The 15,623-nt window shown below is 56.6% G+C and carries 16 protein-coding genes; 9 read left to right on the top strand and 7 right to left on the bottom strand.

Annotated features, from left to right (window positions below; translation table 11 throughout):
- The first annotated feature begins 89 nt into the window (after positions 1–89).
- From BKP64_RS13550 to BKP64_RS13525, 6 genes are all read left to right on the top strand, one after another.
- A complete protein-coding gene (locus BKP64_RS13550; RefSeq protein WP_070971070.1) occupies positions 90–902 on the top strand; it encodes an ABC transporter ATP-binding protein in 813 nt (270 codons plus the stop codon).
- Positions 902–1,780, top strand: a complete 879-nt coding sequence (locus tag BKP64_RS13545) for a branched-chain amino acid ABC transporter permease (protein WP_070971067.1) — start codon at positions 902–904, stop codon at positions 1,778–1,780. Before BKP64_RS13550 ends, BKP64_RS13545 begins: the two co-directional genes overlap by 1 nt.
- Before the next feature lies 1 nt (position 1,781).
- Positions 1,782–2,825, top strand: a complete 1,044-nt coding sequence (locus tag BKP64_RS13540) for a branched-chain amino acid ABC transporter permease (RefSeq protein ID WP_070971063.1) — start codon at positions 1,782–1,784, stop codon at positions 2,823–2,825.
- Between the two features lie 144 nt (positions 2,826–2,969).
- Entirely contained in the window at positions 2,970–4,094 is a 1,125-nt protein-coding gene (locus tag BKP64_RS13535) for an ABC transporter substrate-binding protein (RefSeq protein ID WP_227515397.1), read from the top strand.
- Positions 4,095–4,103: 9 nt separating this feature from the next.
- Positions 4,104–4,913, top strand: a complete 810-nt coding sequence (locus BKP64_RS13530; protein WP_070971057.1) for an ABC transporter ATP-binding protein — start codon at positions 4,104–4,106, stop codon at positions 4,911–4,913.
- Complete coding sequence (locus BKP64_RS13525) at positions 4,910–6,712, top strand: AMP-dependent synthetase/ligase (protein WP_070971054.1); 1,803 nt, start codon at positions 4,910–4,912, stop codon at positions 6,710–6,712. Before BKP64_RS13530 ends, BKP64_RS13525 begins: the two co-directional genes overlap by 4 nt.
- 13 nt (positions 6,713–6,725) lie before the next feature.
- Here the strand turns inward: BKP64_RS13525 and BKP64_RS13520 are convergent, their stop codons facing one another.
- From BKP64_RS13520 to BKP64_RS13490, 7 genes are all read right to left on the bottom strand, one after another.
- Positions 6,726–7,043: a hypothetical protein gene (locus BKP64_RS13520; protein ID WP_070971051.1), complete on the bottom strand. Its 318-nt coding sequence runs from the start codon at positions 7,041–7,043 to the stop codon at positions 6,726–6,728.
- Between the two features lie 100 nt (positions 7,044–7,143).
- Positions 7,144–8,094, bottom strand: coding sequence for a hypothetical protein (locus tag BKP64_RS13515; RefSeq protein WP_070971049.1), 951 nt, complete (start codon positions 8,092–8,094; stop codon positions 7,144–7,146).
- A gap of 162 nt (positions 8,095–8,256) precedes the next feature.
- Positions 8,257–9,003, bottom strand: a complete 747-nt coding sequence (locus BKP64_RS13510) for an SDR family oxidoreductase (RefSeq protein WP_070971048.1) — start codon at positions 9,001–9,003, stop codon at positions 8,257–8,259.
- A 63-nt stretch (positions 9,004–9,066) separates the two neighbouring features.
- Entirely contained in the window at positions 9,067–10,476 is a 1,410-nt protein-coding gene (locus BKP64_RS13505; RefSeq protein ID WP_227515396.1) for a TRAP transporter large permease, read from the bottom strand.
- Positions 10,473–11,099 (bottom strand): TRAP transporter small permease subunit, encoded by a 627-nt coding sequence (locus BKP64_RS13500; RefSeq protein ID WP_070971046.1) that lies wholly within the window; start codon positions 11,097–11,099, stop codon positions 10,473–10,475. Before BKP64_RS13500 ends, BKP64_RS13505 begins: the two co-directional genes overlap by 4 nt.
- Before the next feature lie 103 nt (positions 11,100–11,202).
- Positions 11,203–12,210 carry a TRAP transporter substrate-binding protein DctP gene (gene dctP, locus BKP64_RS13495; RefSeq protein WP_070971044.1) on the bottom strand — a complete coding sequence of 336 codons (1,008 nt, stop codon included), beginning with the start codon at positions 12,208–12,210 and terminating at the stop codon, positions 11,203–11,205.
- Positions 12,211–12,350: 140 nt separating this feature from the next.
- Entirely contained in the window at positions 12,351–13,259 is a 909-nt protein-coding gene (locus tag BKP64_RS13490) for a LysR family transcriptional regulator (RefSeq protein ID WP_070971042.1), read from the bottom strand.
- Between the two features lie 164 nt (positions 13,260–13,423).
- On the opposite strand from BKP64_RS13490, the gene BKP64_RS13485 reads away from it, so the two are divergent.
- From BKP64_RS13485 to BKP64_RS13475, 3 genes are read left to right on the top strand one after another with little or no spacing between them, the layout of a single operon-like run.
- Positions 13,424–13,867 carry a DoxX family protein gene (locus BKP64_RS13485; RefSeq protein ID WP_070971039.1) on the top strand — a complete coding sequence of 148 codons (444 nt, stop codon included), beginning with the start codon at positions 13,424–13,426 and terminating at the stop codon, positions 13,865–13,867.
- 3 nt (positions 13,868–13,870) lie between these two features.
- Positions 13,871–14,818 (top strand): glutathione S-transferase family protein, encoded by a 948-nt coding sequence (locus BKP64_RS13480; RefSeq protein ID WP_070971036.1) that lies wholly within the window; start codon positions 13,871–13,873, stop codon positions 14,816–14,818.
- A gap of 34 nt (positions 14,819–14,852) precedes the next feature.
- A complete protein-coding gene (locus tag BKP64_RS13475) occupies positions 14,853–15,584 on the top strand; it encodes a DODA-type extradiol aromatic ring-opening family dioxygenase (protein WP_198402619.1) in 732 nt (243 codons plus the stop codon).
- Positions 15,585–15,623: the final 39 nt, after the last annotated feature.

Here is a 15,623-nt window from a genome sequence, read left to right as displayed (position 1 = left end):
AACAATAATCACAATCTCTTGTGTGCGAGGCAAAACAAGCGGAGCGTTCATGGCTCTGTTTCCCCGCGCCAGGAGTGCGGGGAGGAATATTGAGTATCCTCGAAATCAGTAACCTGTCGCTGTCCTTCGGCGGTGTCAAGGCATTGCAGGATGTCAGTTTCCGGGTGCCGGAAAACACGGTAACCACCATCATCGGGCCGAATGGCGCCGGGAAAACCTCCCTTTTCAACTGCATTTCCGGCTTCTACAAGCCCCAGCAGGGCACCATTCGCTATCAGGGTGAGGTGTTGGCGGGGGTAAAGCCTCCAGCCCGTGCCGCTATGGGGCTGGCACGGACCTTCCAGAACATTGCCCTGTTCCGGGGTATGACGGTGCTCGATAACATCAAACTTGGTGCCCACGTGCATATGAAGAGCGGCTTGCTGAGTTCGCTGGCTTATTTCGGGGCGGCCCGTCGGGAAGAAATGGCCGTGCGCCGTGAGGTAGAGCGCCACATTATTGATTTTCTGGAAATTGATCATATTCGCCGGCAGCCGGTGGCAAGTCTTTCCTATGGTCTGCAGAAGCGGGTAGAGCTGGCGCGTGCCCTCGCCATGCGCCCGAAAGTGCTGATGTTGGATGAGCCGGTAGCCGGGATGAACCGGGAAGAAAAGGAAGACATGGCTCGCTTTATTCTCGATATCCGGGAAGAGTGGGACGTGACGGTGCTGATGGTGGAGCACGATATGGGGATGGTGATGGACATCTCCGACCACATTGCCGTGCTCAATTTCGGCCAGGTTATTACCGAGGGCTTGCCGGCCGACGTCCAGCAGAACCCTGAGGTCATCAAGGCATACCTCGGCAACAGTGATATGGACAGCCTGCGCAAGAAGCTGAATCCCGAGCGGGAGGTGGCCTAATGGACTGGTTGTTTTTTGGCGAAATCAGTCTGGCCGGGCTGGCTATGGGCGGCCTCTATGCCTTGATCGCTCTGGGCTTTGTGATCATTTACAAGGCAACCCGTGTTATCAATTTTGCGATCGGCGAAATTATGATGTTCGCGGCCTACCTGTTCCTGGCCTTTGCCGGAGGGCTGGAGATGTCACCCTGGGTTGCGCTTCCGCTGGCAGTGTTGGGGGGCAGTATTCTCGGTGGCGTGATCGAGAAAGTGATGATCCGGCCCATGCTCGGGGAGTCGCCAATATCGGTGGTTATGGTCACCATTGGTATTGCCAGCATACTGGTGGGCCTGGTGGAGCTGCTCTGGGGCGCAGATCCTCAATTGCTTCCCCGCTTTCTGCCCCGTGAACCGGTGTTTATCGGGGAGATGTATCTGGCGCCAAAAATCGCCTATGGCTTCCTCATTGGTGCCGCTCTGCTGATCCTTTACCTGTTGTATTTCCGTTTCTCCAGGGGCGGCGTTGCCCTGCGTGCGACTGCCTCGGATCAGGCAGCCGCGTACTCCATGGGTATCAATGTACGCCGGGTGTTTAACCTGGCCTGGGTTTTTGGCTCACTTGCCGCTTCTCTGGCCGGGGTTCTGGTGGCTGCGACCGGCGGCCTCAGTCCGCAGTTCGGCGCTATCGGTCTCAGTGTGCTGGTCGTTGTTATCGTCGGCGGCCTCGATAGCATTCTGGGAGCATTGATTGCCGGGGTGTTTATCGGCTGGCTGGAAACCGTTGCCGGCGCCTATCTCGGCGGCGAATACCGGATGCCGGCCACCTTTGCCGTGCTGGCAGTGATTCTGGTAATTCGCCCCTATGGCCTTTTCGGCACCCACGAAATAGAGCGAGTGTAAGATGCGCATCGGTGACGCCAAACAAACCTATGAGGCTGATGAGGCCATCTGGACCAGCCAGACCCAGAAATTATGGTTCGCCCTTTTCCTGCTCGTGCTTCTGGTCTTTCCTTTCATGGCGAATGCCTACCTTTTGTACCTGGGCTGCCTGGTTGGCATCGCAGTAATCAGCACAACGGGCCTTAACATCCTGACCGGCTTTACTGGCCTTATTTCCCTGGGGCAGGCCGGATTTATGGGTGTCGGTGGTTACACCGTGGCCTGGTTTTCCCTGAATACCGGTTTGCCCTTCCCGATAACGCTTTTACTGGCTGGGCTACTGGCCGCCGCCGTGGGCATTCTGGTGGGGTTGCCGTCTTTACGGGTGAAAGGGCTGTATCTGGCCATTGCCACGCTGGCGGCCAGTGTATTCCTACACTTTATCTTTGCCGAATGGGAGTCCGTTACCGGAGGCATGGGCGGGCTGAGCCTGGAACCCGCCCATCTGTTCGGGGCCACCTTCCAGAGTGATTTCAGTATGTACTTTATCATCGTACCGCTGGCGGTACTGATGGTGTTCGCAGCGCGTAATGTCTTCCGGACCCGTATCGGGCGGGCATTCATCGCGATCCGGGATCGGGATATTTCGGCGGAGATCCTGGGGATCGACCTGTTGCGCTACAAGCTCATGTCATTCGCGCTCAGCTCGTTTTATGCGGGCGTGGCAGGCGGCCTTTTTGCCTATTTCTACCGGGTCGTAACGCCGGAGAGTTTCCCTCTGTCCATGTCCATTTTCTATCTTGCGGCGGTGATCGTCGGGGGGATGGGTAATCTGTTGGGCGGGATTCTCGGGGCCGCCTTCATGACGCTGATTCCGGAGATTCTGAAATTGCTAACGGCTGCCCTGACGCCTTTCTACCCCAACGCCCCGGTATTTATGTCGCCAATGCTGGAGATTATCTTTGGCGCATTGATCGTCGGCTTCCTGATTTTCGAACCGCACGGGCTGGCAGAGATCTGGCATCGAATTCGACGCTTTTTCAGTTTGTGGCCCTTCAGAAACTAAACGAGTTCGTTTTTCGGGTTTCAGACAGAACCTACGCAACAGCAACAACAAGAAGCAGCAAGGAGAAGAAACATCCTCAAAAGCGGCCGCCGGCTGGCAGGCCTGGGCAGTCTTGTCGCAGCATTGACGGTGACGGCGCCTGTATTGGCTCAGGACAAGGAGCCTATAGTATTTGGCGGGTCGATCCCGCTTTCCGGCGTCTTTGCCTTCGCCGGTGTGCATCTGCATGCCGGGCTGACGGATTACACCAGTTGGATAAACAGCCAGGGTGGGATCAACGGTCACCCGGTGAAGTACGTGATGGAAGACACTGGCTATGAGGTGGACCGTTCCGTGGCCGCCTTCAAGAAAATCACTGGCAGCAACACGGTTCCGGTTTATTACGGCGATAGTACCGGGTTCATGAAGACCATTGCCTCGGAACTGAACAGCAGAGGCACCACACTCATGAGTGGTGCCTCCTTTGCGACCGCATTGACGGACAATGAACAGTACCCGTATCAGTTCATTCCCGGCCCGAACTATAGCCAGATGTTCGGCATCATCCTGGAATACATTGCCTCCCAGGGTGAGGGTGGAGAAAAGCCAACGGTGGCGTTTGTATACAGTGATACCGAGTTCGGCAAAGATCCCATTGAAAATGGCAAGGAAAAAGCTGCGGAGCTGGGCATTGATGTGGTGGAGGAAATCGTCACCAAACCGGGCAGCGTGGACGTGTCTGCAGAGGTGCTGAAGTTGCGGCGCGTGCGTCCGGATTACGTGGTGTTCCATGGCTATGTGCTGTCACCCATCAACGAGTTCATGGTTCAGATGCGCCAGATGGGGCTGGATACCCAGTTCATGGGCACCTTCTGGTCATCTGACAAGCTGATCATCAACAAGATGGGTGAGGATGCCGATGGTTATATGGGCGTTATGCCCTACAACTACTACGACAGTCAGGAAAGCGGGCCCATGCTGGATGCGCTGCGTGCCCAGGCTGAAAAGAGCGACCCTGAAGCCGGCTATCGCCCGACGGGCTACATGCAGGGCTGGTTCAATGCCATGGTCTGGACCGAGGTAGTCAAGCGTACCCTCGATGCAGGCAAGGAATTGAATGCGAAGAACATGGCCGAATCGCTCTCCTCCATCAAGGACTGGGACACCGGCGGTATTATCGGTGTTCCCGTGACGGCGAAAAACATGTCTTTCCCGGTCGGCCGTATCTGGCGGGTCAATGCAAAGGAAGGCCGTTACGAGCCGGTATCAGACTGGATCCAACTGGACTGAGGCTGTTGTATGGAAGCCTTGCTGGAAATCGATAATATCGAAGTGGTTTACAACAAGGCGGTGCAGGTCCTTCGGGGCTTGTCACTGCGGGTACCCCGTGGCGCCATCGTGGCGCTGCTGGGATCCAACGGTGCTGGCAAGTCCACAACACTGAAAAGTGTGTCTGGTCTTTTAAGCCTGGAAGACGGTGAAGTGACCGCGGGTGAAGTCCGGTTTAACGGTGCCAATGTGAAGGAAATGGCACCGGAAAAGCTGGTGCGTAGCGGTCTGTTCCATGTGATGGAAGGGCGCCGCGTGTTTGAAGACCTGACAGTTGAGGAAAACCTGGTTGCGGCCACTTATGCCCTGAGTGGTCGCAAACAGTCTCTCGGTGACTCCTACGACCTGGTCTATAACTACTTTCCACGCCTCAAGGAACGCCGCAAGCAATTGGCGGGCTATCTGTCCGGGGGCGAGCAGCAAATGCTCGCGCTGGGTCGTGCCCTGATTGCCCAGCCGGATCTGATCATGCTGGATGAACCTTCCCTGGGACTGGCGCCACTGCTGGTGGAAGAAATATTTACGATCGTCTCTCGCATTAACCGCGAGCAGGGCACGGCTATCCTGCTGGTGGAGCAGAACGCGGCGGTATCGCTGGCGATCGCTTCTTATGGCTACATCATGGAAAACGGAAAAATTGTGATTGACGGGCCGGCAGAGAAACTTGCGGCCAATGAAGATGTGCAGGAGTTCTACCTGGGGGTTGGCGGCAAGGAGGGAGCGGCCCGCAGTTACCGCGATATAAAGCACTATAAACGCCGTAAACGGTGGCTGTCATGATAACACCCGAGGTTCGTGATCTGACCCTCACCCAGATGCTCCGGGCGCACGCAAGAGAGCGTCCGGAGATGCTGGCCCTTCGCCAAAAGGACTTTGGTATCTGGCAGGCCTATTCCTGGCAGGATTATTACGAGCGGGCCCGGCATTTCGGGTTGGGTCTTCGGGCACTGGGGCTGTCCGAGGGTGGGCATGTCGCTATCATTTCGGAGAACCGGGTGGAGTGGGTGATCGCCCAGATGGGGATAGGGCTGGTGAATGGCATCTGTGTGGGGGTATATCCCACCAGCCCCTGGAATGAAGTGGCCTATGTACTTGAGCACAGTGACGCCGAGATGGTGGTGTGTGAGGATCAGGAACAGACCGATAAAGTTCTGGAAGCCTGGCCCCGGCTGCCACAACTCAAACACAACATTGTCATTGATATGAAAGGGCTGAGGTCTTACCCGGCGCCGCCGTCATCGTTTCAGGACATTGAGGCCAGAGGCCGGGAATTCGAGAAAACCCATGCCGGGCTGATTGATGAGCTGCTGGATAGCCAGCAGATGGAAGACACAGCGCTGATGATCTATACCTCCGGCTCCACCGGTCGCCCGAAGGGCGCCATGATCAGCTGGGGAAACCTGCACGCGGCTGCGCCCGGGTTGTTTGAGCTGCTGCGCGTGGACGAAAACAGTTCCAGCTTGTCCTATCTGCCGCTGTGCCATGTGGCGGAACAGGCTCTGACCAATATCGCACCGGTCTATGCAGGGAGCACGGTCAGTTTCGGGGAGAGTCTGCGCACGGTGCAGGAAGACCTGAGGGAGATTGCTCCGACCTTTTTCCTGGGCGTGCCGCGAATCTGGGAAAAGCTACACTCTGCAATTTACATCAAGATGCAGGAAACCGGTCGGTTCCGGCAGGGGTTGTTCAGGCGCGCCATGAAAGCCTGTGAGCCCATGGCAACAAAGCCGGATAGCCAGTGGAGTCTGATGGAACGCCTGACCTATGGGGCGTACTACTGGCTCGTATTCAGGGCCCTGCAAAACTTTATCGGCCTGCGTCGGTGTACCATCGCGCTCACCGGGGCAGCACCGATTTCAACAGGTATCCTGCAGTTCTTCCGGACCATCGGTGTGCCGCTGGTGGAAGTTTATGGTCAGACCGAAAGTACCGGTGTTGCGACTGCGCAGCCTGTGGACGATATCCGTCTCGGAACGGTTGGGGTGGCGGTGTCCGGCGTGGAGGTGAAGCTGGGCGAGCACAACGAAATCATCATGCGTGGTGGCAGTATGTTCAAGGGCTACTACAAAAATGATGAGGCCACTGTATCGACCCTGAAAGATGGGTGGTTGCACACCGGAGATGTGGGCGAGTGGCAGGACGGACAGCTCAGAATCGTCGATCGCCTGAAGGACATCATGATCACCGCTGGGGGCAAGAACCTGTCACCCACCGAGATTGAAAACACTATCAAAGCGAGCCCCTACATCAAAGAGTGCATCGTGATTGGCGAGGCTCGCAAGTATGTGTCGGCGCTGCTCCAGATTGATTTCGAAACCGTCGCCAAGTGGGCGGAGCAGGAAAGGATAGCCTACACCACCTTCCGGAGCCTTACCGAAGATGAGCGGGTCCGGGCTCTGATTCAGGGCGAGGTGGACAGGGGTAACGACAAGTTGCCCCAGGTAGCCCAGATCAAACGCTTCCATTTGCTGACCAAGGAACTGGACCATGACGATGATGAGGTTACGGCAACCATGAAAGTGCGCCGCAGCAACATCTATGAGAAGTACACGGATGTGATTGAGTCTTTGTACGCCTGAGGCGCCGGGAGGCCTAGAAACGAACCCCTTCAATATCGTCGCGCTGCCGATAATGGGTGAGCACAACATTGACCACGGCCAGTACCAGAAACAGCAGAATACCCTTCGGGACCAGAGCGTGAATGTGCGGGTCCGGTGCGGTACTGGCGGTGACGAGAATCAGCCCGAGGGCATTGCGCGCCAGACGGATGGTCAGCATCGCGCCGAGATAGCCGGACTGGAATACGGTCTCCGCGTTTCGCAGGCATCGGCCGAAGGCCGGCATCAGGTGCACTGTGTTCAAAAGCAGCGTGATAAAGATAACGACTTGAAGAAACGATAAAAAGGTCATGATTAAGGGCTACCGAAATCTACATCTGACTAAAAACGGTCGAGATTATCGCTGATTGGTCGTTTTTAATCCAGTATGCCCGTGGGCCATGCCCCTGTGTCTAGTAACTGTGGCTCAGCAGGTAATGGTAGTCGGCCTTATATCTCTGCCACGTCAGGGGTTGATTGAGGTGGTCCACCAGCCCTGCGGCATTGAACGCTTCGACAAAGGCCCAGGTTTCCCCCGTGCCTGTGAATCCGTCAAAGCCTCCTTCCCAGTCCAGTAATTGAATCAGGTCCAGCAATATGGTCATGGCCAGCTTGCCGTTGGCTTCTTCCAGGTAACGGTACGCCAGCGCATAGTGACTGAAGCGGTAATCCTCTGGCCCGGCGTCGAGCAGGGTTGCGTCCTCAAGCGGGTCGTAATCATAGTGCTGATATGCGGATGCCTCATTCTCACCGGCCACGACAGAGGCCTGGCCCTCGGCAAACCAGTAAGGCAGGAGGCTGTATCTGGAGTGATAACGGCTAAGGTTTTCCTGAACGAAATGGGTGAGCTGATGGGTGATGATCCGGCCGGTGTCGTAGGGCCATTGACTGTAATGGGGAAGGATGCCGATGGCGGAGATGGACGCATCGGCAAATTCGGTTCGTGACACCGTCGGGCTAAGACAGCCCAGTATCTGCCTGGGATAGGGCGCCGCCGCTGACCGGTCGGCAACAAACTCCCACCAGCGCAGCTGGAAACGACTCAATACGCTATCAATGCTGTGTTCAAGTTCCGTGGCTGCCGCACGAAAATCGATATCACTGAAGGCCGGTGAGCCATAAATCCGCACCCGGCCACTGTCGGTTTCGAAATACAGTGTTTCATCAATACAGTCGTCCGAATGCTGGCTCAGGTTCCAGCTTGAGGCCGGGAAGTATTCGCCGGTGTCGCGGGCATCAAGGTACAGCCCCGGTGTGAACGTGTGCGGATCTGCCGAAACGTCGTAGCTTTCTGAGACAGTGACCTTACAGCCACCCAAAAGAACGGAAAACAACCCGATTAGTAACCCCGCCCGCATCTTCATAAGACCTCACTGCCCTGTTTTTGTTAGCTCCATCTTTGCAAATGGGAACGAAAAACACTGTCAATGGGGTGTAAAGGTTGGGTAAATTCAGGACGGGAGTGTGGTTAATCTCCTGGGAAGTCACCCACTATAGCCGGGCTTGCAGGCACCGGCTTCGGTGCACTACATGACCCGTGCAAACAGTTCGAAGGGCAGGGCCTTCAGCACATAACTCAGGGGCGTCCATGGCCACCAGGGTACGTAAGCCCGGCGCTTTTCCTTGTCTATAGCATTAACCAGAGCCCGCACACCTGTGTCCAGGTCCACCCGGAAAGGCGCGTTCTTGGTGTCCCGGTTAATGTCAGTGAGAATGTAGCCCGGCATTATGTTGCTTACCCGGATTGGTGTACCCCGGGTGTCCAGCTGCGAGCCCTCGGCGAGTGAAGCCACGGCGGCTTTGGTCGCAGCATATACGTTCAATGGTCCACGGAACCCGCGAACCCCGCTGACCGAGGACATCAGCACCAGGTGGCCGTTGTTCTGTTCCCGGAAAATCTCCATGGCTGCTTCGCTCTGGGCGATGGCGGCGACGAAATTGGTTTCGACAGTCTTGCGATTGGATGGAAACTGGCCCCGGCCGATTGCCGACGAGCTGCCGATACCCGCGTTGACAACTACTCGGTCGAGGCCGCCCAACTCCTGCCGGAACGCCTGGAAGACCTCAAATACCTGCTCGTAATCACACACATCGAGAGGGCGCACGAGTACGCGGATATTGGGGTAGCTGGCCTGTAATTCGCTCTGCAATGTTGAGAGCTTGTCGTAGCTGCGGGCACATAGCGCCAGGTTGCAGCCCTGCGCCGCCCATGCCCGGGCCATTCCCTCACCCAGGCCGGTGCTTGCTCCGGTAATCAGGATGTTTTTTCTCATGATTGCTTTCCTTAATGAGTATTTTGCAGTAGCACATTGGCGTTGCAGTGCCCCGGGCCTGTGTCAGGCAAACCCCATTAACCCTGGCAGCCAGAGCACAATCCCCGGCAACGAAATGAGCACGGCAATGGTCAGAACGTCGGCGACGAAGAATGGAATGCAGCCCCGGAATACATCCTGTACCGAGCATTCGGGCCGCACCCCGGCCACGACAAAACAGTTCAGGCCGATGGGTGGTGTGATCAGGCACAATTCAGCCATTTTCACCACGATAATGCCAAACCAGATGGCGCAGCCCACCCCGGAAACTCCGAATGCTGACTCGGCTGCCGTCACGCCCTCCCCCCCGTTCAGTGCGATTACCGCAGGGAAGACAATGGGTAGCGTCAGCAAGAGCATACCGATCGCATCCATGAACATCCCGAGCACGGCGTAAGCGCAAAGGATGAGCAAAAAAGTCAGCATCGGGCTCTGGTCCAGACTGACAATCCAATCAGAAAATGCGGAGGGCAGGTCGGCAAAACCAAGAAAGCGAACGTAAAGCAGAACGCCCCAGATGATGGCGAAGATCATGGCGGACAGTTTCGCGGTTTCCATTAGCGAGGACTTCAGCTCTGGCCAGCGGCTGCCATTGTACAAAGCCATGCAGAGGATAACGAAAGCACCCAGCGCGCCTGCCTCGGTGGGTGTTCCGACGCCACCATAAATGCAGACCATGATAATTGCGATAACAATGAAGATTGGCATAGCACCGGGGAGTGATTCGAATCGTTGCTTCCAGGTAAATCCTCTCACCGGAGGGCCAAAATTCTTGCGGGTCGTCGCCAGAAAAATCACCAAACCACCATAGATCAGTGCGGAGACCGCGCCGGGCAGAAACCCTGCCATCAGCAAAGCACCCACATCTTGCTCAACAATGATGGCGTAGATCACCAGGATCGCGGACGGCGGGATCAGGGAAGCCAGGGTTCCGCCTGCAGCGACCACGCCGGCGGCGAAGCGTTTGTCATAACCGAGCTTGAGCATCTCGGGGACGGCGATGCGGGCAAAGACTGCGGAGGTGGCCACCGAGGCGCCGGAAACCGCTGCGAAGCCGGCAGTAGAGAATACCGTCGCAACCCCCATGCCACCCGGCAGCCAGCCAACCCAACGCTTCGCAGCCTCGAACAGGTAATGGGTCAAGCCAGCGTGGTAGGCAAGAAATCCGATCAGCAGAAAGGTCGGAATGAGCGATAATGCCAGTGAAGAGACTTTCGAGTGGGGAATGGTCCCGGCCATCTTCACCGCAACCATAAATCCCTTTTCGAAACCAAGCTTGGCAGAAAAGATCCACACCAACCCCAAAAAACCGGCTAACGCAGCGGCAAACGCAACCCGGACACCGAGTACGACAAAAACCAGCATTGCGCCGGTAACCCAAAGCCCCATGTGAATGGGGTCCATCGTACCGAGAGACTGAAGCCATTCCATCATCGTGCCGCTCCCGGGTCATCGTGACCGCTGACGGCCTCTGCTTCCCTGGCTGCCACTTCCTCGGGTGACTCGACAAGAGGGACGGCAACGGGTTGGTCGCCACCTAGGCGGAGCGCTCGCATGTAACCCCAGATCTGTAGCATCAGTCGCAGTGCGAGTATGGTCAGGGCAACGGGCACCACCAGTTTGGCAGGCCAGGTTGGCAGATTGATATCCAGTGATGAATCGCCAATGGAGTAGGCGCGCCAGAAATGCAGAGTCGATCCATAAATGAGAACGAGGGTCAGCAGAAGCATGAGAGTGGTCGTCAGTAGCTCGCTGAACCACAGCCAGCGCCCGTGTAATTGGCTGACAAAGATATCCATTCGGATATGTCCGCCCAGTCGTTGGGTGTAGGCAATACCCAGAAACGCGATAAAGGCCATTGCCTGCTCAACCCAGTCGACATAGCCACTGATGGGTGACGCGAACAGCCAGCGCCCGAGAATATTGACGGTAGCCATCAACACCAGCAGAAATATGGCCAGACCGCCCGCCAGGTTGAGCACGGACTCGAGTCGGAAAAAGTATCGATCGGCCCGACTCAATACGGAGTCGTCCTCCAAAACCGTTGCAGCAGACATAGGGATCCTGTGTCTCGTTTACAAAATGCGGAGAGAAGCCGGGGCGACCGCCAAAGGCGGGGCCCCTTGGGTGTTCACATTGCTGTGAAAGGCTCCGGATAACTTACTGTCCGGCGAATTGCGCGGCCGTAAAGTCGAACAGAGACTGTGAGTCGAACTCGTCTGCGTGGCTCTCAATCCAGCTCTGACGAACGGACTCGGCGAGTTTGTTCAGTTCGGCGGTCTGAGCGGGGGTAAATGTTATCTTCGTCAGCCCTTCTTCCTGAACGGCGGCTTCGTACCTGGCCGTCGTTTTCTGTTCGTAGTTCTCAACGTAGAAATCGAGAGCCTCATCCACGGAACCCAGCAGGGCGTCCCGGTGTGCGGGCTCGAGGGAGTCGAGGGCGTCAGTGTTGACGACCACCGGGCAGTTTGCCGAGCCCAGGTTCAGGTTGGTGGTGTACCACTGGCCGACTTTGTAGGTGTTGGTTGCAAGGTGCGCGTGAGGGGCAAAAGAGGCTGCGTCAATAACGCCAGAGTCCATGGACTGTCGGACTTCTGAAAAGGGGACGCCGGTCTTGACCGCGCCAAGCTTGCCCAGCACACCCATGATGCCACCTGGGCCCCGGACCCGAAGGCCGTCGAAATCTTCCAGAGATGAGATGGCGTCACCCTTACTGACAATATTGTACTGAGGCATGGGGGTCGGCATCAGCAGCGTCGCATTCCAGCGAGCCAGATCCTTGGCTACCAGAGGATGCTTGAAGACCTCCTGGTAAATCTCGGTAACCCTTGCCAGGGAAACGTCCTGAGAAAATGGCAGCTCCGTGACCGTAATCGTCGGATTCTTGTCCGCATGGTAGAAGGAGCAGAACTGCGCCATCTCGAAGGCACCGAATGAGATGCCATCAAGATTTTCGCGGGATTTCGACAAACCGCCATAGGAAATGTTGAGCTTGAACTCCCCATTGGTCTTGGATTCGACCAGCTCGGCGAGCTTTTCGACGTTTTCGGTAAAGGCCCTGCGCTTGCCCCAGAGGGAAACATTCCACTCGGTTGCCGCTTGCACCCCCGTTGACATAAAGCCGGCGAGAACTGCGGAAGCAATCAGTTTGGTTTTTAAAGCAGCCATGTTTTGATCCTCAATGTTTTTTTGTTTTCGTTCGAGTCCCGATACAGGTTATCAGACTATAGCAAAGCCTGTACCGGCCGGCGGAAAACTCTAATCGGTGGTGCAACCGAAATAGAGAGGTATAGAGTTGAGTGAGCCCATTACTCAAAGTGATCCCAGTACGGAGGCTCGCCAAAATAGCCTTCAATGAAATTCAGGAAGCTGCGCACTTTACTCGCAAGCAGTTGCCGATGCGCATACACCGCGTAGAGCGCCATCGGTTCCGGTTCGCACTCGGGCAGGATAATCCGCAGTTTGCCTTCCCTGATCGCCGAGCCGGTAATGAAGGTGGGTTGCAGGGCAATCCCGGCTCCGGCGATGGCCGCTTCTACCAGCACATCGCCGTTATTGCTGACCATGTCGCTTCCGCGGTTCCGGGCAGCACTCTGCAGCCACCGGTGCACCGGTTCGCTGGCTTCCTGGTTCATATAGCTGTAACGCAGGTAGCGATGAGTCTGGAGGTCTTCCAGCCGCTCTGGTGTGCCGTGGCGTTCCAGGTAATCGGGCGAGGCGCACATCACCAGGCGGACGGGGGCGATCCGTTTGGCGATCAGTGACGAGCTTTTCAGGTGGCCGATCCGCAACGCGATATCGAAGCCTTCCTCGACGATCTCGACCTTGCGATCGTTCAGTTGCAGATCAATGCCTACGGCGGGATGGGCGTTCTGAAATTCACTCAGTAAAGGGGCCATGTGACGGATGGCAAAGGAAACCGGGGCACTGATTCGAAGCAGGCCACGCGCCTGTGTCTGCAGGTCGCCGAGCTGGTTTTCCATGTCGTCGATGTCGTTGAGTACCTGCTGGGCGCGCTGGTGGTAGTGGGTTCCTGCTTCGGTCAGGTGGATCTTGCGGGTGGTTCGGTTAAGCAGGCGCACGCCGAGGTGTTGCTCAAGCTGTGACACGTATTTGCTGACCAGCTGCGGCGACATTTCCAGCCGGTCAGCGGCGCGTGTGAAGGTGCCCTCATTCACTACCGTGACAAAGGCCCGCATGGCATCAATTCGGTCCATTAGCTTATTCCCTTTTTTGTGCTCCCATTATTGCCAATGAATTGTTGATAATAAAGCAACGTTGGCCATCTTAGTCTTTTGATTTGGTGATAGTACAGTGGGTCCATCACCTGAGGCGTGGCTTCGGGGCAAATCAACGACAGAAACATTCGAGGTGGACCATCATGAACAATCAATTCACACAGGCACTTTTCCAATCCAGCGGTGGCTTTGCCGCACTGGTTCTCCGGGTGCCGGTCGGCCTGATTCTCGCCGCCCATGGTGCGCAGAAACTCTTTGGCTGGTTTGGCGGCTACGGACTGGAAGGCACCGGGCAGTGGTTGGCGAGTATTGGCCTGGAGCCGGGTTACCTGATGGCGTTGCTGGCTGGTGGTGCCGAATTCTTTGGTGGCCTGGCACTGGTATTTGGCCTGCTGACACGACCTGCGGCCGTGGTCGCGGCCTTTACCATGCTGGTGGCCATATTCTCCGTTCATATCGGCAACGGTCTGTTCATGTCCAACAATGGTTACGAGTATGCCCTCACCCTGTTCGTAGTTACCCTGGCGCTGGCAATCCAGGGAGGGGGCCGGTTCGCTCTGGACAATGTATTCCAGAACAAGGGGTGAACCATGCTGGTAAATGGTATCTGGCAAGAGAACTGGCAGCCGGTACAGGCGAAAGATGAGGCGGGGCGGTTCATTCGCCAGACCTCGCCCTTTCGAAACTGGATTACGCCGGATGGCACGCCGGGACCCACCGGAGCGGGCGGCTTCAAGGCGGAAAAAGGACGTTACCACCTGTACGTGGCGTACATTTGCCCCTGGGCATCGCGAGCCTTGATGGCTCGCCAGCTTAAGGGGCTGAAGGATGTGCTTGATGTTACCGTCGTCAATCCCCGGCTGACAGACCAGGGTTGGCAGTTTGGCGGCTACCCGGGCGCGGATGAGGACAGGCTCAACGGTGCGCACTATATGCACGAGCTGTACACCCGTGCCGATCCAACGATCTCTGGTCGCGCCACCGTACCGGTGCTTTGGGACAAACATACCGGAACCATCGTCAATAATGAGTCCGCGGATATTCTGCGGATGCTGAACAGCGCGTTTGCAGACGTTGTTGATCAGGGGCCGGACTTGTATCCCGAAAGCCTGGCGGGTGAAATCAACAAGCTCAACGAGTATCTGTACACAGACCTTAACAACGGCGTGTACCAGGCAGGGTTTGCCTCCAGCCAGGCGGCTTACAGCGAAGCCTACACCAAGGTGTTTGCCGCCCTGGACGAAATGGATTCACGACTGGCGGACGGGCGAACCTATCTGTTTGGTGATCAACTGACAGAAACCGATATACGTCTGTTCGTGACCCTGGTTCGCTTTGACGCTGCCTACCACGGCCTGTTCAAGTGCAACCGCAATACGCTGCGGTCCATGCCGCGACTGCATGCCTACATGCACCGGATTCTGGCACTTGACGGGATTGCCGACACGGTAAATCTTGATCACATCAAGGCGGGGTATTATTCCATCAAGGCGCTGAATCCGGCTGGCATTGTGCCCGAAGGTCCAGGCGAACTCTGAACGGGAGCGCCGGCCCCGCGACTATTAATCAACTGTGGGTGAGCACCCGCAGTTGATTTACGACTACTACGGATTTCCGGAAGAAGCTTACGACATCAGATACCCGTGCCCGGGCGAACCGGCGCTGGCGCGCCAGGTATACCAGGCGTTGGATCAGGCTGGGATCCCGGCGCGGCTCGATGATCGGCGGGGCTTTGATCACGGTTTGTTCGTAGCGCTCAAGCTGATGTATCCGGAGGCGGATATTCCGTGTGTGCAGCTGTCACTGGTAAACAGCCTGGATGCCGGCGCCCATCTGGCGATTGGCCGGGCATTGCGGGCACTGGATTACGACAACCTGCTGGTGATCGGATCCGGTTTCTCATTCCATAACATGCGGGCGTTCTTCGCCGCGAATACGCCGGAGATCCGGGCCCGCAACCAGGCTTTCGAGGACTGGTTGGAGCAGACCTGTACCGATATCACAATGCATGAATCGGAACGGGCCGAACGTCTGGTTCAGTGGGACCGGGCGCCTCATGCCCGGTTCTTCCATCCCAGGGAAGAGCACCTTCTGCCTGATGCTCCTGAACCTTGTTCGCGGTATGGCCAGATCCATTATTGCCATGGCGTCGATGCTGGCGGAACAGGACTCTCAGCTGCACAAGGTTTATTCGAGATCGTCTGGTCCCCACAACAAGTGAGATACGAAGAATCAGGTCCGCCAAATCCAGTAGATTCGCGTGCAAGGTTTCGAACTCATCAACAATGTGCAGGCCTTCTATGATCCGAATTGCGAGGGGTGGACTGACGGTTTCAGGAACGT

It is taken from the genome of Marinobacter salinus, from assembly GCF_001854125.1.
GTDB classification, from domain to species: Bacteria; Pseudomonadota; Gammaproteobacteria; order Pseudomonadales; family Oleiphilaceae; genus Marinobacter; species Marinobacter salinus.
This window is presented reverse-complemented; position numbering and strand designations above follow the sequence as displayed.